16 protein-coding genes, 1 pseudogene and 1 riboswitch are annotated in these 19,477 nt (G+C 41.1%); of the genes and pseudogenes, 4 read left to right on the top strand and 13 right to left on the bottom strand.

Translation table 11 applies throughout. From position 1 onward, the window contains the following. The first annotated feature begins 213 nt into the window (after positions 1-213). The gene (locus CJ483_RS00150) at positions 214-3,378 is read left to right on the top strand and encodes a hypothetical protein (RefSeq protein ID WP_120030820.1); all 3,165 of its coding nucleotides are present in this window, start codon (positions 214-216) and stop codon (positions 3,376-3,378) included. 16 nt (positions 3,379-3,394) lie between these two features. Further along, positions 3,395-4,138 carry a glycoside hydrolase family 16 protein gene (locus CJ483_RS00145; RefSeq protein ID WP_120030817.1) on the top strand — a complete coding sequence of 248 codons (744 nt, stop codon included), beginning with the start codon at positions 3,395-3,397 and terminating at the stop codon, positions 4,136-4,138. Between the two features lie 90 nt (positions 4,139-4,228). Here CJ483_RS00145 and CJ483_RS00140 read toward each other — a convergent pair whose 3' ends face one another. Beyond that, entirely contained in the window at positions 4,229-4,717 is a 489-nt protein-coding gene (locus CJ483_RS00140; protein ID WP_120030815.1) for a hypothetical protein, read from the bottom strand. A gap of 234 nt (positions 4,718-4,951) precedes the next feature. Then, complete coding sequence (locus tag CJ483_RS00135) at positions 4,952-6,115, bottom strand: MFS transporter (RefSeq protein WP_120030813.1); 1,164 nt, start codon at positions 6,113-6,115, stop codon at positions 4,952-4,954. Between the two features lie 139 nt (positions 6,116-6,254). On the opposite strand from CJ483_RS00135, the gene CJ483_RS00130 reads away from it, so the two are divergent. Further along, positions 6,255-7,013, top strand: a complete 759-nt coding sequence (locus tag CJ483_RS00130; RefSeq protein WP_120030811.1) for a TrmB family transcriptional regulator — start codon at positions 6,255-6,257, stop codon at positions 7,011-7,013. Positions 7,014-7,080: 67 nt separating this feature from the next. Here CJ483_RS00130 and CJ483_RS00125 read toward each other — a convergent pair whose 3' ends face one another. Further along, positions 7,081-7,710: an HAD-IA family hydrolase gene (locus tag CJ483_RS00125; RefSeq protein WP_182916911.1), complete on the bottom strand. Its 630-nt coding sequence runs from the start codon at positions 7,708-7,710 to the stop codon at positions 7,081-7,083. A gap of 179 nt (positions 7,711-7,889) precedes the next feature. Here CJ483_RS00125 and CJ483_RS00120 point away from each other — a divergent pair, with 179 nt between their 5' ends. Then, the gene (locus CJ483_RS00120; RefSeq protein WP_120030807.1) at positions 7,890-8,630 is read left to right on the top strand and encodes a YwaF family protein; all 741 of its coding nucleotides are present in this window, start codon (positions 7,890-7,892) and stop codon (positions 8,628-8,630) included. A 62-nt stretch (positions 8,631-8,692) separates the two neighbouring features. Here the strand turns inward: CJ483_RS00120 and CJ483_RS00115 are convergent, their stop codons facing one another. The 10 genes and pseudogenes from CJ483_RS00115 to CJ483_RS00070 all read right to left on the bottom strand — a co-directional run bounded on the left by CJ483_RS00115 (position 8,693) and on the right by CJ483_RS00070 (position 19,257). Then, positions 8,693-10,426, bottom strand: a complete 1,734-nt coding sequence (locus CJ483_RS00115) for a DUF6583 family protein (protein WP_120030805.1) — start codon at positions 10,424-10,426, stop codon at positions 8,693-8,695. Between the two features lie 358 nt (positions 10,427-10,784). Continuing rightward, positions 10,785-11,797, bottom strand: a pseudogene (locus CJ483_RS00110) (ThiF family adenylyltransferase). Positions 11,798-11,812: 15 nt separating this feature from the next. Continuing rightward, positions 11,813-12,016: a sulfur carrier protein ThiS gene (thiS, locus tag CJ483_RS00105; protein ID WP_120030803.1), complete on the bottom strand. Its 204-nt coding sequence runs from the start codon at positions 12,014-12,016 to the stop codon at positions 11,813-11,815. After that, positions 12,000-12,632 carry a thiamine phosphate synthase gene (locus tag CJ483_RS00100; RefSeq protein WP_120030801.1) on the bottom strand — a complete coding sequence of 211 codons (633 nt, stop codon included), beginning with the start codon at positions 12,630-12,632 and terminating at the stop codon, positions 12,000-12,002. The genes thiS and CJ483_RS00100 overlap by 17 nt, the downstream gene beginning before the upstream one ends. Further along, positions 12,574-13,752, bottom strand: coding sequence for a 2-iminoacetate synthase ThiH (gene thiH / locus CJ483_RS00095; protein WP_120030799.1), 1,179 nt, complete (start codon positions 13,750-13,752; stop codon positions 12,574-12,576). Before thiH ends, CJ483_RS00100 begins: the two co-directional genes overlap by 59 nt. 14 nt (positions 13,753-13,766) lie before the next feature. Further along, positions 13,767-14,531 carry a thiazole synthase gene (locus tag CJ483_RS00090; RefSeq protein WP_120030797.1) on the bottom strand — a complete coding sequence of 255 codons (765 nt, stop codon included), beginning with the start codon at positions 14,529-14,531 and terminating at the stop codon, positions 13,767-13,769. 76 nt (positions 14,532-14,607) lie between these two features. Continuing rightward, a riboswitch (TPP riboswitch) is annotated at positions 14,608-14,708 on the bottom strand. Between the two features lie 5 nt (positions 14,709-14,713). Further along, positions 14,714-15,127 (bottom strand): large conductance mechanosensitive channel protein MscL, encoded by a 414-nt coding sequence (gene mscL, locus CJ483_RS00085; protein ID WP_120037713.1) that lies wholly within the window; start codon positions 15,125-15,127, stop codon positions 14,714-14,716. Between the two features lie 40 nt (positions 15,128-15,167). Next, entirely contained in the window at positions 15,168-16,595 is a 1,428-nt protein-coding gene (locus CJ483_RS00080; protein WP_120030795.1) for a glycosyltransferase family 2 protein, read from the bottom strand. Beyond that, complete coding sequence (locus tag CJ483_RS00075; RefSeq protein ID WP_120030792.1) at positions 16,592-17,644, bottom strand: HEAT repeat domain-containing protein; 1,053 nt, start codon at positions 17,642-17,644, stop codon at positions 16,592-16,594. The genes CJ483_RS00080 and CJ483_RS00075 overlap by 4 nt, the downstream gene beginning before the upstream one ends. A 188-nt stretch (positions 17,645-17,832) precedes the next feature. Beyond that, complete coding sequence (locus CJ483_RS00070; protein WP_120037711.1) at positions 17,833-19,257, bottom strand: alanine/glycine:cation symporter family protein; 1,425 nt, start codon at positions 19,255-19,257, stop codon at positions 17,833-17,835. Between the last annotated feature and the right edge of the window lie 220 nt (positions 19,258-19,477).

The raw sequence follows: 19,477 nt of genomic DNA, 5'->3' as shown, positions 1-19,477 counted from the left end.
AGAGGGGACTTTTTTGCTTTTAAAGTTTTCGAGAAAATTTGTCAAATGATCTAAACAGAAACATGAAGAGGAAATAGAGAGGGAAAATGAACCTATGGCTCACTCTATTATTTCTTCTACTTATCTAGATCCATGAACGGTTGTTTATTTTATAGCTAAAAGAGAGATATAATAAGCAGAAACCATTTACAATTCTAAAAGGAGGTAGATAAGATGAGAAAGTGGCTTTGGTTGGTCATTCTACTTTTTATTATCACATCCCCTATACTCATTTGGCACGCCAAACCTACCAAAAAGATAAATCTATTAATCTTTGATAAAACGGTGCCTGACGACACGTTCCGGGAACACCAAGGTCTGACGTGGTTAGTAAACTATAAGAAATATAATCAGCCTTCAGGCGCACCTTATAGAAAGGAAACAGATTACGCGGGAACCGTGCCAATTGCCGAAAAAAAATATACAGATCGAACTATCTCGCAATTATCCAACTCACCGCAGCTCATTTATACAGCTGATACATATGGAATCGATACTTCCCACTCTAAAGGCTCCCGTGGGGGAATAAGCAAAAAAGAATGGACGGAGCTGCAAGAGCTTTATTATGATCAGCAACCTGTATGGGTCTCAGAATACAATAGCTTTGCTTCCCCTACTTCCAAAGATATACGTAATGATTTTCTAAATTTCTTGAATATCGATTGGACGGGATGGATTGGACGCCGCTTTGAAGAGCTAGATCCGGCCAAAAACAAGGAAATTCCTCGTTGGGCCATTGAGGCATACGAAACTCAAGAAAAGCACAAATGGAAAAGCTCTGGTCCTGGCTTTTTGTTTATTCACGAAAATGGAAAAATCGTTGTACTGGAGAAACGGCATCTGAAATCTGATAAACTGACTGTAAAATTTACAGCTCGCGGAACGAAGGAATTCAATCTGAAAGAAAGCCCTCGTTATAATTATTGGTTTGATGTCATTACTCCGCGGAATCAACAAGAGGTGATGGCCAACTATGAATGGAAACTAAATAATAAAGGAAAAAAACTTCTCAGTGAACATGGAATTCCTGATACGTTTGCGGCCGTCACTAAAACAGAAAAAAACGGCTCTCCCGCCTTTTATTTTGCAGGAGACTATAATGACATCAACAACTTGCCGTCTTTTTATAAAGTTACGGGTCTCATCAAAGTCAAAAGCCTATTTACAAGCGAAAACTCAGCAGATAGTGATGCTTTTTACTGGAACACTTATGCTCCGATGATGGAGACGCTTATTGATCGAGCATCCCGCATATCTCCGAAAAAGACACAAGCTGTCAAAACGGATAAAGAAGAAGTAGACGGCATTTCCATCAATGCTAAAGTAGCCGATGACCGTTTCCAAGTTTTAAAGAATGGTAAATGGGAGCCCCTAACGATTAAAGGGGTCAATATGGGAATGGGAAAACCAGGCGCATGGCCGGGAGAAGCAGCCATCTCAGAAGAAGAATACTATCGATGGATCAAGCAAATCGGCGAAATGAACGCCAATGCCATCCGGGTATATACTCTTCATCCTCCTGGATTTTACCGGGCTTTAAAACGCTATAATGAACAAGCCGAAAAACCTATTTATTTATTCCATGGCATCTGGATAGATGAGGAGCCGCTTGAAGAAAAGCTGGATGCCTTTGACGGTGGAATTATGAAACAGTTTAAATCAGACATTAGGACCATTGTAAATGTAGTGCACGGCAATGCAGAAGTTCCCGAAAAACCGGGACATGCCAGCGGTTCATATAAAGCAGATGTATCACCTTATTTAATCGGATGGATTGTTGGAATTGAATGGTATCCGGATATGGTCGACCATACGAACAAAAAACACCAGGAAAAAGGTGATTTCATCGGCACATATATGCAGACAAAGAAAGCGCAGCCGTTTGAATATTGGCTCGCCTCCATGATGGATTATACCCTTCAGCAGGAAACCAAAAATTATGGTACGCAGCACCCTATCAGCTTTACAAATTGGGTGACAACGGACTTACTCGACCATCCTTATGAGCCTCTTGAACAGGAAGACTTGGTCGGAATCAATCCAAATGTCATTCATCCGACAAAACAACTGAAAACAGGTTATTTCGCTGCCTATCATGTCTATCCGTATTATCCGGATTTCTTAAATATCGATGAAAATTATTTAAAGTATAAAGATCATCGCGGGAAAACCAACAGCTACGCCGGATATTTGCACGACTTGAAAAAGGCGCACACGATGCCCGTATTAATCGCTGAATTCGGCTTGCCTGCTTCACGAGGCATTACCCATTCCAACCCCTATGGCTGGAATCAAGGCCATAATAGTGAAGAAAAACAAGGTGAGGTCGTTACCGAACGCTTTGAAGATATTATCAAAGAGGGTTACACTGGAGGACTGGTATTTAACTGGCAGGATGAGTGGTTCAAGCGAACGTGGAACACAATGGAATTCGATGACCCGAATCGTCGCCCGTATTGGTCAAATGCTCAGACAAACGAACAGCAATTCGGCATCGTTAGCTTTGACCGTTTAAAAATTCGTGTTGATGGGAAAACCGATGATTGGGACAAAGCAAATGTTATCCCTGTACAATTAAAGAAAAATAGTGCCATTAAGCAAGCGTTTATCACTCATGATGAAAGATATCTTTATGTTCGGTTGGATTATAACCAAACACAAGCAGCTGGAATGGATACCACTCTTCTAATCGACACGATAGCTCAGCAGGGCAATAAAAACATTTCTTATAATGGCGGCATTACCTCGGAACGCGGAATTGATTTTCTATTGCGGCTGAATGGAAAAGACGATTCGCGCATGCTTGTGGACAGTTACTATGACAGTCACTACTTTATGTATGGAGAAAAATTAAATCTGATTTCTAAGAAGCCTTATGCCTCTAAAAAGAATAACGGCACATTTCATAAAATCGAGATGGCGTTAAATAAAACATTAATCAACCCGGTTACTAAGCAGCGCTATCCTTTTGAATCGTTCGAAACTGGAAAGCTAGAAAAAGGAAATGGCAATCCAGACAGCAAAAATTATAACTCTCTAGCAGATTATGAAGTAAATGAAAAAACGGGAATAGTCGAAATTCGCATTCCGTGGATGCTGCTTAATGTAAAAGATCCGAGTACAAAAGAAATTGCCGGCGACTACTGGAAAGACGGCATGGAAGCCTCCAAGAAAATTAAGGCAATCTCTTTTGCGGCAACAGCCGGCTCAGAACCAATTCACCTACGCGCTGACGATTTCTTTTCTTACAGTTGGAAACCATGGGAGCAACCTCAATATGAAGAACGCCTAAAGCAGTCGTATTCAATTATAAAAAGAGAGTTTGCCAAATACGAATAATGACGGAGACATACAAATGAAAAAGATATTACTTCTTTCCAGTTTCTTTTTGTTTATGACTGCTTTTTCATTGGTTCTTCTCTTATCACTAAAGGAGAATAGGAATATTCGTGACTTATTTTCAGAAAAAGTACATTTTACTCGATCCACTACTGATACTTTTCATACATGGAACGATCAAAGATGGGAAGTTAGAGAACGGTTTAAACTAGGTCGTGGTTATTTGCTCTCTCAACAAATTGAACATACTCCCGGGAGCGTAAAGATTAAATTAAATCATCAAACGGCAGATGGCGGTGAGATACGTACAAGGAACACTTTTCAATACGGACAGTTTGAAGCGGCCATTAAAGTCGCCCATGCACCGGGCTCTATTACAGGATTCTTCCTATATGCGCCGCCTGATCTGCATCACGAGATTGATATTGAAATTTTTAATGAGCCAGAAAGCAAAGCGCTCTTCACTATTTATCAGGATGGCAGAGTAGCGAAACAGCAGGAATATACTCTCCCCTTTGACCCAACGGAGGAGTTTCACGATTATCGAATGGACATCCTCCCTGAAGAAACGCGTTTTTTGATCGATGGAAAAGTCGTCCAGTCTTGGGAAGGAAATTTCAGCTCCTCTCCGATGCAGCTGATGATCAATAGCTGGTATCCTTCATGGCTTGATATCCAAGGGCCGGCATTATCAGCCACTGTGATTAACAAAGTCAGCTATAAACAAATGAAAAAACCAACTGGTATGGAGAAAGAATAAGTCTTTTGTGACTAAAGCGGGGAAAAATAAATAATTAGCATTAAATTTCACAGCAAAAATCCGGCATGAAACATTTCTGCCGGATTTTCTTTACTTTTCGTTTTTACGGACACTTTCATTAGGGTTGTCCCTCTTTATTGTAGATAGCAAACCGACCATCACGGCCAAGAGATGGATAAAGAAAAAAGTATACGCATTAAAATAGATACTATTTGTATATTGATTAATCCATCCAAAGCGATAAATCTTTGATTGAGGATGATCCGGAGGGCCTCCCAATTCAACAACCAACTCATTTTTATAACTGATAACCAACAGTATTAGCAACAGGCAGCTTGCCGTAGAAAGCACGAGAATTAGCGCTCTCATCTTCCATCCCCTCACACTGCCTCTTACTAACTTGTAGGTTAAGAAGCAGCTGATAGCAAAAATAGGTGAAAATGCTAGAATAACTAGCATGCCAAGATTTCCATTGCCGGAAGTTTCATCAGGCTTTATCGTAAATAAATGCTCTATATTGTAAAATCCTAAAAAAGAAACAAAGAGACTCATCAACCAAAAGATATGGCCCTTTTTCAATAGGATATCCCCCTTTTATTACGCTGCCTGTCGTCCCATCCAAAAGTTATTCAGCCCTTATATTTTACAATACTTGCTTAATAACAGCCCCTTATCGGAGAAGATCACTGTTTTTTTGCCCATGATTACGAGCGATGCACAATGAATCCCCTATTTATCTTTTGCTCTCTCGAATAACACCTGCATATCTTCCGCATTAAACTATACAGGCTTTCTGGCCTTCTTCGTTGCTCTTCATTCCTCCACCGCTCCTGCTTTTTTGCTTTCTTTGGCAATAGAGAAAATGGCTGCCGCCAGAGCAATTAAAATAAACACTCCGCCTACACTCGCATTATGTTCGATAGAGGCATGTTCAATGACGAGCCCGCCGATGAATGAACCGAAGGCAATGCCGAAGTGAAGAGCTGAATTATTCAAGCTTTGCTGAATATCTGCCGTTTCAGGAGAAATTTCTATCAGATAGCTCTGCATGGCTGGTGTGATGGCCCAGCTTAGCATGCTCCATACAATCATTACAATCAAAAAGAGTGGCAAAGCAAATGTGGTATGGGGAATAGCAAAAAGAGTTAAAGCAAATAGAACAAGCACGGAAAGAATCGTCCTTTTTGCGCCAAACCGATCTGCCAGCATCCCGCCAAGTCCGCCTCCTAAAACGGCCGCTACGCCGAAAACTAAATATACAATGCTTACCCACGTGCTCTCCAAATGTAAAGATATCTTTAGAAAGGGAGTCAAGTATCCGTAGAGTGTTAAATGGCCCGCCAGGAATAAGAAAGAAATGAACTGGGCAAGAAGAATTTTTCCATCTTTCAGCGTTCGAAGCTGTTCTCTAAACGGAATCGATGGCCTGGCTTCTAGTTTGCCCATGAAAAAGTATACCCCTGCTATTGAAAACAAAGTTAACAAGCAAATAAGGACGAACGGAGCTCTCCACCCAAATGCATTTCCAAGCATTAACCCGATTGGGACGCCAAGCACGAGAGAGGCGCTAATCCCCATAAACACTACTCCAATTGCCCGGGCACGATAGGCAGCAGATACGATGTTTGACGCCATCGTTACACAGAGCACAACGAGCAGCGATCCGCTTGCCGCTGAGAGTACACGAGCAAACAGCAGCATACCGTAAACAGGACTGATGGCAGCTATCCCATTGCCAATAAAGAAGACAAACAAAGCAAGCAATGTTAATTTTTTCCGCTCAATTTTTGACGTTATTGTCAACAAGATGGGCGCTGAAATAGCGAATATAAGTGAAAATATCGTGATCAAAAAACCAGCCTTCCCCAGACTTACATGCAAATCTTCGGCTACCAGATCCAATAGCCCTCCAATAATTAATTCAACCATTCCGACAACAAACGAAACGATAGTGAGCAAATATACCCTTTTATCCATACAAACACGCCTTCCTTAAAAAGTTACTACTAAAAGAGTAACTTTATTAAAGAGAAAAAACAAGAAAAAATTTTTCGGCAACGTGGAGTTTTACGATTGTGTTATGATATTTGTAAAAAGAGGAATAAGGAGCCAAACCATGCTTCAACAATTCGGATTTACTCAATATGAAAGCAAAGTGTATGAATCTCTTGTCTCAGCTGGAGAGCCATTAGATGCTACAAATATCGTGAAATTATCCGGCGTTCCCCGTGCAAAAGTATATGAAGTGCTTCATCGAATGGGAGAAAAAGGAATGATTCTTGAATCAACGATCGAAAAAAAACGGCTATACGCCGCCCTTCCTGTTGAATCAACGATCGAAAAACTGAAAGCTGATTTTGATTCACATATTGATCAATTGCGACAAACTAGAGTGAAACAAACAACAACCGATGATCGTGTCTGGACGCTAAAAGAAAATCATTCCATTCAGGCTTTATTGAAAAGTATGATCCAAAAAGCATCCCAGTCTATTCTCATCTCTGGATGGTCAGACGACTTCTCTGCTTACCTTCCTCTTCTCGAAAGCAAATCCTGTGAAGGGGTAGAAGTAAAAGTGCATGTAATCGGTGAAATTCCGACAGCTATCCCTTCGGTTACCACACTGATCCCAGATATGAACCATCAGCATTTGGAAAAAAGCCGAATTTTGATAGTGGATGGGGAAGAGATGTTATTTGCAGGGATTGAAGATAATAAGTGGCAAGCCATTCATACCTTCTCTAGACCGCTAGTCAAATTCTTCACTGAATTTTTCTATCATGATGTAGCTTTGACGAAAATTACTGATAAGTATAGGGAAACCATTATGAAAGACCCATCCATTCGCGATTTACTGCTCACACTAAGATATTAATTGATAACAGGCTGCAGCTTAGTCAGAAATTGACTGGCAGCAGCCTCCTTATTTATGTTCTGAATGCTTATATATTTTCTACGGTTGCGAGCACATCTGATGGCTGCCGGGCAATATAGTCGGGATTCGCCTTTAATGCAATGGTCTCATCGTCATATCCCCAAGCCACCCAAACAACTTTGATCCCTGCCCTTTTACTAGCAGAAATATCCCTTTCTTCATCACCGACATATAAAACATCGGACGGTTTTAAACGATGTTTATTCATTAATTTTTTCATCAATTTGTCTTTCGTGAAAATATGCTTGGAGCATAAGATGTCCTCTATGTAATCAATTTGATGAGCTTTAAGCGAGCGAGCGATAATATCCGTCGCGTTAGATGAAATAATAGCCATTTTTATCCCTTGTTGGTTAAGTTGGTCAAGCATGTCTTTGATCCCTGGATAAAAAGGAAGACCTTTCTCTGACTTCCTTAAATATCGATAAAGCTTTGGAGCAGCCAATGGAATGCTTCTCATTGGAAAATTTAAATGCCGGCATCTTTCGGGAATGGTCATCTTCTTTAACAAATCAATGTCCTCTATCTTCATTTCACGGTATCCCTCTTTTGCGGCAAGGTCATTATAACCCGCAATAAATAGCTCAATTGAATTGGCCAGCGTCCCATCAAAATCAAAAACCATATATTTCACCATAATTATCCCCCTGTAATTTCCTTGATAGTCGAATGATACCATTACTTTTCATTCTATATACAACTGTACAGTATTTTCTATTTTTGATGTGCGTATAATTAGATAAACTGTCTTTTCATAGGATGGTTAATTAATAGATACTTATATGTTAAAATATTTCCAATAAGGAGGATGAATAGATGGAATGGTTTAGTGGCAGTTATAAAGATGTTCAATTTCAAATGTTTTCTACGAGTCATATAACAGCATTGATAGTTTTAGTCCTGATAGTTTTTTCTCTTTTTCTATTTAGGGACAAACTTCAACGCCAAAACATGAGAGCCATCGAATTAACCGCTGCTTTCTTTTTAATCGGGATTGAAACAGCTTACCATGTCTGGATGCTCCAGACTGGCACGTGGACAGCAAGCCGTTCTCTTCCACTTGAATTGTGCAGCTTTGCTACCTTCTTTACGATTCTCCTACTGATAACAGGAAAGAAGATATTTTATGAAATCTTATTGTTCATTGGTCTATTGGGAGCGTCTCAAGCATTGATTACTCCCTACTTATATTTCGGTTTTCCGCACTTTCGTTTTTTTCATTTCTTTTGTACACACATGCTGATATTTTGCACTCCACTTTATTTTACGTGGGTGAAGGAATACAGACCTACATTTATGTCTATTGTAAAAACAATGATTTTTCTTAATATCCTTGTGCCTGTTATTTCATTCATTAATCAACTCACAAAAGGCAACTATCTTTACTTGCATCATAAGCCTGCGACAGCTAGTATGCTTGACTTGCTAGGACCTTATCCATGGTACATCCTTTCACTGGAAGCAGTGGCCTTTGTGTTGAGCGTCATTGTCTGGCTGTTGTTTCGAAAAAAAGCGGCAACAATTGTAGTCAAAAAAGATTTTCAACACTATCTATAACTGAAAAAGCAAGAGCAGATCATCACCGAGCTCCTGCTTTTTCTTAAAATCTTACCGATAAGCTAAAAAATAGGTTCGCCATGTTCCGCTGTTCGACTATTAAATACTTCTTCGGCGGAGGGGTCCTCTTTATATAGATCTTCGACATGAGGATCATCTGCAAACGGATAGCCAAAAGCGCCGCCAAATAACCCTAGACGGTTCATCAAGCTCACTATGTTCAGGCTGATCTCCCGCTGGACTTCTGCTATTTGAGCATCTGTCATTTTGTTTAAATTGGCTTCGCTTGTAAAGTCTTTAGCAAGCAGATCGCTCTTCATTTTATCTGTAAGCTTAGATTCTTTCTCCACTGTAAAAGAAAATGCACCGCCATACTTTTTATCTGTGATGGCTGCTTTTATATCTGTCCTTTGATTAGAATACTTTTTCATTGTGCTGACATCTTGTACCTGTTTGACTTCCCCGCTTATTTTATCTGGGAGTCTATGAGCTTTTTCTCCCGGGGCAGTAAATGTGAAAGAGCGGCGGATCGTTTTCCTTCCTCCTTTGTTCTTGCCAATTACAGAGTTCATTTTAAATTTGACCGTTTCTGCTTCCCTGTTCAGAGAAATTTGCAAATCCTCCACCTGTTTCTTTTTCTCCCCTTTTATTTCACTTGCTACTTGAACAGCTATTCTTTCTTTGTGGCCTCCTGCCAGAACCCGTTGAAAGGTAAACTCTTTAACACGCTGTCCTTGTCCATACCGAATATGTTTCGTGTGAACAGACCACACTGCTTGTTCTGAAGAAGGGGCAGCTACAGTCAGCTCCATGGTCCGATCGATAATTCTACCTTTTTTATCTATAAATAAAATGGAAGAAAAGCCTCGAGGAAATGTTGTTCTTTGTAATTTTTTCCGCACTTGTTTCAGGCCGTTTACAATTTCAGCTTCTATTTTTCCTGAAGAAGAAGCCTCCTTATGCACTTCTGCTGATCCACTCAGTTTTTCTTTCGTTTCCATTTGAGCTCCTATCATTGAATGAAGTTTTTTATCTTTTATTAACCGTTCTAGGCAACGGTTGAGCAAAATCTTTGTCTCTTTTGGTGTAAGTGAAAGCGTGACTTTTTTCACATGTATTGTTTCTCCTCTAAACCTATACTTCCCTCTCTTCTCAAGAGTAAAGCTGTCCTCTTTTAGCTGGTCTATTAAGAATGGAAAATAGTGTGTTCGTAAATAATCCGTTACGCCTTTTTGACGGTGTATTACTTGAGAGAACTCCAACGTTTCCGGGCCTTTATAAAATGGGTATATCTTTTTCATAAACTCGCCGTATTCATCTGAGTATAAATATAAAAACTTTGAATAAAGAAAGGGAACCCTCATCCCTATTTGTGAATTCGTATAAATAATATCCATATCAAAGGCTTGTTCATTTTCGAGGTTGAGAGCAACGTGATAATTACCCGCATGTTTTTTTGGATCTTTTTCCGTTTTTATTATCATTTCAGCATTCTTAAATATTTTCTCAATCGCTGCCCTATCGGGATCATACGTCCAATTGCTCATCTCCATTTTTGCTTTAAAACGAGCGTGAGAGATGGATGGCTGCTCCATTCGCTTTTTGGAGAATTCCCATGATTCACTGTGCTGTTTTGCCAACTCAGCTTTCATTTGCTCGTACGCTTTATATTCCGATAATAAAAAAAGCTCTTTCGGTGATGTGTTCAATAAAAGGACTACTGCTGTTCCAGCAGCGAGCAATAGCACAAGAAAAGCTGTTTTTAATCGAAGTTTGCGCCTTATTTCTTTACGCATTTGGCCCTCCAGCTCCCTTTATCCCTCTAATTTTCTGCAGAAAGGACAGAACGGGAGACTCTCATTACGTAACTCTTTATTATTCAAACAGTCTTGCATTTAATCTCTCCCTCTCTACAAGCTATATCACGCACAGTCTCTCTTCTTTTATATAGCTGCTGTCAGGAAAATAGAACTGCCCAAGACAGATTTTAAATTTTTGTATGTTTCTGAACGCAGTCTGAGCCGTCCGCTGTACAGCGGACGGCTCAGACTGCTCCTATTTCAATAGTCACCCCCTGCTCTTCATCAGGCTAACAAACACTTTCAATCGGCCAGATGACATTATCCTATAATTTATCTGTCCTCTTGCTTTCTGTTAACCAAGCAGCTGCTGATAAAGTTTTTTGGCTGCATCCGGATCTTTCGATTCGTGCACGAGCATCCTGCCATCCTGAAAAAGAACAATTCGCTTTCCTGCGATCTCCACTGACAATAAAAAGCCATTTGTTTTTACTTTTTTACCCTGTCGCTCAAACGACAAGGCCAGCTCAGCTAAATTAAATGTTCTATTGACTGGCGGCCTTACCTGCACTGTATTTCTTCCGCACAAGATGGCGGTCTTTGTTCGTTGATCTCTTGTTAAATACGGATGAGTCGCTTTTTTGCCGCATGATGGACAAGCGCTCTTCTTTAAAGTGGCTATATTAATAGACGAATGTGTATTTTTCCATAAATCAAAGGAAACTAGCTCTTTGCGTATATCTTTCCATCGGCCAGCAAGAATCTTCAATGCTTCTGCTCCTTGAAAAGCTGTGGTCATTTGTACTGCTGGCGCAATAATTCCAGCGGTATCACAAGTCATACCTGCAGCTGGCAGAACGTCAAGCAAACAAGCAAGACAGGGAGTTTCTCCAGGAAGGATGACACAACTGATTCCCTGGCTGCCAACACATGCTCCATATATCCAGGGGACATTGTATTTTTGCGACAAATCATTGATTAAAAATCTTGTTTCAAAGTTGTCTGTTCCATCAAGCAGTAAATCAGGACAGTGTTCAGTCATTAAAGCAGAAAGCTCCTCTGGACCCGCGTCTGCTGTTACAGCTGATATGTCTACATCAGAATTGATTTCCTGGAGTCTTTTTTAGCTGCCTCTGCTTTCGGCAGGCTGTCTTTTGCATCCTGTTCTTTATAAAGCTGCTGCCGCTGCAGATTCGTCCAGTCAACATAGTCACGGTCAATCAATGTCAGCTTCCCAATCCCTGCCCTGACAAGCATTTCAGCCAGAGAGGACCCTAATGCACCAACTCCAATAATCATTACATGCTTATTGCGGTAAGAGTCCGTTTCTTTTAAAAATAATTCCTGTCTCGAATAACGGCCTTCCATCATAGTTCTTCCTCCTTAACCGCCGCCAACAAATTGAATAATTTCAATACGATCGCCTTCTTCTACATTTGTTGAGCCTAGCTGTTCCTTTGGAATAATCTTACCGTTTGACTCAATAATCACTGTTTTTCCCTGCAGTGAATAAACAGTGAGCAAATTCTCAAGCGTCGGTTCCTCCAAGACAACTTGCCTTTCTTTGCCGTTAACCACAATATTCATCTATTTGCTTTTCCTCCTTTTTTATTTCAGCTCGATAGCATGAGGCGGCAACAGCCGGTTCTTTACTTGCAAAAATTCCCGACATCACCGCAATTCCTTTCGCTCCAGCTGCTTTAATTTCCTGAACGTGATGCGGCATAATCCCTCCGATCGCGATCACCGGAATGCGAGAGAAACCCACTGTTGTTTGCAATAACTCTAGCCCCTTAGGTTGTTTACCAGGCTTGGAAGCCGTTTCATAAAGGTGGCCAAACAAAAGCCAATCGACCGCCTCTCCTTGTATGGCTGCTGCGTCAGCCGGCTCATGAATCGAGCAGCCGGCCTTTATATTTTTAGCAAAGCTTCTCACCTGTCTAAGCGGCAAGCTATTTTCTGTCAGCTGTACACCGCCGGCTCCTGTGGCAAGCGCCACATCTACACGGTCATTTATAATCAGCTTTTCAGCAGGAACCCCCCTAGTGATAAATGTCTCAGCCCAATGAAACAACTCTTTGGCACTGCGTTGTTTCTCTCTAATATGAATAAAATCAACAAACGGTTGAATGCTAGCGGCCGCTTCAGACGCCTGCGCCAGTTCGAGCTTTCCCGTTGTGATGGCATGAAGCTGAAAAGCCATCCGTCTCCTCCTCCACCGCCAAGATATCCCAATCTTTTGAAACAGGCTGATAGCCCAGCTGTTTTAGTCTCTTTTTCACTTCATCTACCGAACGATTATCAGAAATCTCAAATTGGCTATTGTTTTCTTTTTTGTTAGCATATCCGCCTACAACAGTAGAGGAGGCAGCAGACATTTTTGTTACCCCGAGCTTAATGAGATGATCTCTGAGTTCCGCCTCTTCACGTGTAGAGAGTGTAATACCTGCTCGCGGCATAAATAGACGAAAGGCGAGCATAGCCTGGACAAGGTCTTTATCCTCTACATTAACCCGCGGCTCGAATCCACCCAGGTTCGGACGAATGCGAGGAAAAGAAACCGCAATTTCTGTTTCTATATATTTTTTCTGCAAATACCTTGCATGCAGAGCGGTGAAAAATACTTCCTTCTGCCAATTATCCATTCCAAGCAGGGCGCCGATATTGACTGATCTCATCCCGGCCTGACAGCCTCTCTCTGGTGCATCAAGACGGTAGCGGTAATTTCTTTTTGGGCCTTTTATATGAATCTCTTTATACACCTCCTCATTGTATACCTCCTGGTAAACCGTGAGCCCATCTACCCCAGCCTGAAAAAGCTGATGATATTCTTCCGTATCAAGCGGCTGTACCTCGATGGCGATTGAAGAGGCATGCTTTCTCAAAATTTTTGCGCCTTCCGCCAGATAATCTACCGATGAATGAATACGTGATTCTCCTGTCAGCAAAATAACGTGCTGAATCCCCATATCCTTTAACGCCTTTGCTTCCTGGTCAATTTCTAATGACGTTAACTTTCGTCTTGGAAAATCATTATCAAAGCTAAAGCTGCAGTAAGCACATTTATTCACACAATAATCTGTTAAGTAAAGCGGGGCATACAAGGAGATTACTTTACCAAAATTCCGAACTGTTAATCGCTGGGCTTTTTGAGCCATTTCTTCTAAACGTTCGCCGCCTGCAGGGGAAAGAAGCGCCAATAGGTCTTGTTCATTCAAATCGTCTTTATTTAAAGCTCTATCTACATCAGTTGTCGTCATGCTAGCTAACCACTCTTCATATGGTTGATCTTTGATTGAACGGTACACCTCATAAAAACTCAAAAAATCCCTCCTTTTTAACGTAAAAATCCAGTTAACGGGGAGGAAGCAGCTGCTTTTTGTGATACTGCTCCCAGCCCCGCCAGATAAGCCTGTCTTCCAGCCTTAACAGCTAAATTGAACGCTTTAGCCATGCTTATCGGGTCATCAGCTGTGGCAATTGCCGTATTGACTAGCACCGCGTCAGCCCCCATCTCCATGGCTTCAGCTGCCTCAGACGGTTTGCCGATCCCTGCATCAACAATAATAGGCAGTGTTTTTTCTTCTATTAGAATCCGAATCATTTCCTTCATCCGGATGCCCCGGTTTGATCCTATCGGTGAACCGAGCGGCATAATGGCTGCTGCCCCAGCATCTGCTAGCTTTTTTGCTGCCATTAAATCCGGATTCATATAAGGAAGAACAATAAATCCTTCGTTAGCAAGGATTTCTGTGGCTCGAATGGTTTCTTCATTATCAGGCAACAAATACTTCTGATCGGAAATGACCTCAATTTTAATCCAGTTGCCCATCCCGGCGGCTCTGGCCAGTCTTGCAATTCTAACTGCTTCCTCGGCATTTCTAGCTCCTGAGGTATTGGGCATGATAATCATATTCGGCGGAATATCTTCTAAAATATTTTCATGCTCCGCTTCTAAATCTACCCTTCTCACCGCCACGGTAACTACTTCTGATTCTGATTCAGCAAAAGCCTGTTTCATGACCGAGTGATCTGCAAACTTTCCTGTGCCGGTAAAAAGCCGATTCGTTAACTTTGCTTGACCAATCATCAATTCATCCATTTATATTCCTCCTTTTTGCAATAAAAAAAGCCTGCCACAACGGCAGGCTTTTCTTTATGTACACCAAATAAACATACATAAATAGAGACAGCTTCCCTCCGTTGGTACTAACCAAATCAGGTTCAAGGGTTAGATGCATGCATCCTCTCAGCCTTAAAGGCACCCCTAGCTAAATTTTCTATTTAATTTTCTCCATTATACTCTGAATCTTCTAAATTGTTAAGCGTTTTTTGCGATTTTAATAAATCTCTAATTTCTGTAAGGAGCTCTTCCTCCTTTGAAAGTGAAGGCGTCTCCTCCTCCTTTTCCTGACGGTATAACTTATTAAATACCCGTACAAAGAGAAAAAGAGCAAATGAGATAATTAAAAAATGAACAATGGACTGTATGAAGAGACCATATTTCACCTCAGCTCCTCCGAAGCGAAACATTAACTTTGAAAAATTAATGCCCCCTATAAGCAGTCCAATGATCGGCATAATAATGTCCTGCACGAGAGAAGAAACGATTTTACCAAAAGCAGCTCCGATAATAACACCGATCGCCAGATCAATGACATTGCCGCGCATGGCAAATTTCTTAAATTCTTGCAACAACTTGGTTAAACTCCTTTCAGCTATCCTTTCAACGACCAACTCATTTTGACTCAACCTTGGCTCCTACACCAATCCGTTTCATCTCGCCCCAATCTTTCTTGCCAGCTAAAAATTGGAAAAAACCTTCTACCCGCCACTTGATCGTCAAAGGACGATACCAGAAGGTTTCAGAGAGCGCATAGAAAAATAGCTTCACAATATTGGCCGGTTTCGGATATTTCCTCAAACTCCATTCTTCCAGAAGCACACCGCTCATAGATAAAATAGAACCGTATAAAAAAGATAGAGAAGCCATCAATATAGTGACCTCGGCATTAATAAATGAAAATAGGACCCCGAATAGGATAAGAATATAGCCGGCTAATTCAACGAATACACCCATCAGCTCAATCAAAAAGAAATAAGCCATGGATAGCACGCCTACAAGTCCATATTTAGGATTGAACAGCATATCTTTATGGTTCCAAATTACTTCGCAGAGCCCACGATGCCATCGCTGGCGCTGTCTACGCAAATAAAGCGCAGACTCTGGAGCTTCTGTCCAGCAGACGGGGTCCGGAACATACAGTATCTTTTTATTGAGCCCTTCTTCTTTAATCATCCGGTGCAGGCGCACCACAAGGTCCATGTCTTCTCCAACGGTGTTTGTGCGATAGCCGCCAATCCGAATGACTGACTCCTTCTCAAAAACGCCAAATGCGCCTGATATAATCAGCAGCAGATTATGACGGCTCAATCCGATACGGCCGATTAAAAAGGCCCGTAAATATTCGATCACTTGCATAATGACAAAGGGTTTGTTGGATAAATCAACGGTCATCACTTCTCCGCCTTCAATATGACAACCATTGGCAATCCGCACACTCCCGCCGACAGCAATCACTTCGCCATCTGAGTCGAGAATCGGCTTTATGACTTTCAGGAAAGCATTTCTTTCTAAGACAGAATCCCCGTCAAGTGAACAGACGTAAGGATAATGTGATAAGTTCATCCCAGCGTTCAAAGCATCCGCTTTTCCGCCGTTTTCCTTGTCGATCATATAAACATTTTTATAAATGGTCGAACGATAGATCCCTTTAACCTCTGCTGTTGGAATTCTTGTACGCAGCACTGTATTCGTCTTTACCATTTGGAATGACTCAATCATCGTTTCCACTGTGCTATCCTTCGATCCGTCATTGATCACAATCACTTCATATTCCGGATAATAAATGCTGAGGAGAGAACGAACACTGTTATAAATGCCTGCTTCTTCGTTATAGGCAGGCACGAGAATAGAGACAGGTTTTGTGTCAAAGGAATCAAGCAGGTCTTCTTCCGCTTCTTTAGAATTAAAGCCGTATTGGCTTCGCAGTTGCTTTGCTGAAATGAATAAAATAACAAAATAAAATAACAGCACAACTATTGTATACGAAATAAATAACCATGACAAAAAAGTGACGAGGCTGCTAATAAATTGGACAATCATATTATCGCTCCTTCGCTTTCAAGCCACTGGGCAGCCATATCTTTTGCATAGCGGTCGTGATGAGTTTCTATTATATGCTGCAGAATCAGTGCACCATCAGCATACTTTTGAAGAGCTTCCCCGGCAGCATTGCGAACAAACCAGTTTTCATCCGCAATTAATTTTGTGAGCTGGGGCAGGAAACGATCTTTTTTTGCTGCGCCGGCTAACTTGGCAAATAGCATTCTTTCCTGCCAATGAGAAGAGTAGCTAAATGAATAGATATCCGCTGAATCATCAGCATACCCGAACAAATACAATACTTTTAAAGCAGCAATTCGAAGCTCTAAATGCGACTGTTTCAATTGGTCTACAATAAAAGGAATATATCGATAATCCTGTGTTTCTGCCATCCACTCAATGATCGCCTGTTTAAAAATATTGTTTAACTTCTCATAGTTTTCAATAAAAAACGATTGGTATGTACCGTTAAACCTTCTTAATACGTCCTTATATAAAGCTTTAGAGAACGGTGGGGTAAGTTGGATGAGATCTGTAGCCAACGCTTTAGATTGTAGTGAAGCCAAAACCCGAATGGCTTCCGTCTGCTCTGCCTTCGTTTGAAACGAATCTTCTGCCAGAGCAAGCCACAAGTATGGTGCAAAAGAGGCCATATGGAAATTCTCTATATGATACAAGACGTTCATTCTTATGCTCCATCGCCTTTTTGTTAATCGCCGACGATACTCCTCTTTTAACCATTCTTCAGCAAGCATCGTAATCATGGCCGCTATTTCTTCACCCTTAAACATTTTAGAAGCTTCCTCCAGCAATTCTTCGAGCGCCTGGAGGTTAAGCGGATGACTACTCAACCATCGATTGTGTAAATCTTTTTCATCCCCTAACAAGTAGGCAAAAAGATCCGGACGCAAGTAAGCCTTTATTGATTCTACTTTCTCTGCCTTTCTATTTGTGTTTACTTTTTGGATCAATAGAAAAGCAAGCAAAAAAAGCAAAATTATGACAAGTGCCAAGTCTATATATAAGATCACTTTCAATGTATCACTCAACTTTGCTCACCCGCTTTATTATCGCCTAATAGTTAATTTATCGATTGATTTCTATATTCCACTAACTAAAAACAATAAACAGTTATTTCCTTTTATATTCTATCAAAGTTTGCACCGACCGATGTCTAGATAAAAGGAAATGTCAAGGTTGCCTCTATAGAAAGAAGCATAAGACAGCGGATGCTGCCTTATGCTTGTCCTTCCTCCTGCCGTTTTCTTTCCCAGGAGTCTGCTTTGCCGATTCCTTCAATTGAATCCGCATAAAAAACAGGCTCTTTTCCGGCTCTTCGCTGTTGTTGATAATCTTTTAGGGCTGCTACAGCAATTTTATACAGCATCGCGATAGCAACCAAATTGATTAGCGCCATGATGGCCATAAACAGGTCCGCCATGTCCCAGACAAGACTGATTTTTGCAATTGAGCCAAAGTACACCATGCCAATAACGGCCATTCTGTAAATAAACAAAGCGATCGGAGAGTTTTTAATAAATTCCAGATTCGTTTCGCCATAATAATAGTTTCCGATCACAGAACTGAATGCGAATAGAAAAATAGCCACAGCTAAAAAGATAGCTGCCCATTCACCGATATGCACAGACAAAGCGGACTGGGTTAAGTTAATGGAAGAAGCATCTTCCCTTAAGTATTGTCCTGACAACAAAATAATGAAAGCTGTAGCGGAGCAAACGACGATCGTGTCGACAAATACACCAAGCGTTTGGATGAGCCCTTGTTTCACAGGATGACTGACAGAAGCGGCTGCCGCTGCATTTGGAGCCGATCCCATTCCCGCTTCATTCGAAAATAGTCCCCGTTTAATTCCGTTCATAACCGCAGCCCCAAGCGTACCGCCTACTGCTTCCTCCATACCGAAAGCATTTTTGATAATTAACATAAACATAGCCGGGATTTCTGTGATATTGATAATTAGAACAAATAAGGCCACAAGAATATAAACAATAGCCATAACAGGTACGAGCACCTGCGTAACATGAGCAATTCGCTTAAGACCGCCAAAAATAATTAAAGCTGTGAGTATGCATAGAACAAGGCCAACAATAGGCTTTGATACGTTAAAGCTTTCATTCATAGCAATGGAAATAGTGTTAGACTGAACAGCATTAAAAACAAGGCCAAAACAAAAGGTGATGGTAACAGCGAAAATGATTCCCATCCATCTTTTATTCAGCCCTCTTTCCATATAATATGCAGGGCCGCCACGAAAGCCATTTTCATCTTTCACCTTGTAGATCTGAGCGAGCGTACTCTCTATGAAACTAGACGCTGCTCCAATGAAAGCGATCAGCCACATCCAAAAAACAGCGCCGGGACCGCCGGCAGCAATAGCCGTCGCTACACCCGCTAGGTTGCCTGTTCCAATTCTTGAAGCTGCACTAACTGTAAACGCCTGGAAAGAAGAGATTCCTTCCTTTCCTTTCGCAGAGATGGTTGATTTCTCAAAGATCACGCGAAACATTTCTCCAAACAAGCGAAATTGGACAAATCTCGTGCCGAATGAGAAAAACAAGCCTAACCCAATTAATAAAGCAATCATTACATACGTATACAAATAATCATTGACTGACAGTATGTATTGATCGATCTTCTCCATCCAATTCATAAAACGCATCCCTTCTTAAAAATGAGTGACAGAAAACAGTCCTTTACAATCTATCAGAAGATCGCTCTGCAATCAACCGACCTAGGTACCCTTCTCTCTTCCCTTTAATTTTTAGAAAAAAACAAAAAGAAGCTGGATAATAGTCCAGCTTCTTTCAAAAGATGAAAAATAGACCTTGCGATATGCTAAAAAACTAGCAATGCTCGTCATC

Source organism: Bacillus sp. PK3_68, assembly GCF_003600835.1.
Classification (GTDB): Bacteria; Bacillota; Bacilli; order Bacillales; family Domibacillaceae; genus Pseudobacillus.
The sequence above is the reverse complement of the archived record's forward strand: the minus strand, read 5'-3'. Positions and strand labels throughout refer to the sequence as shown.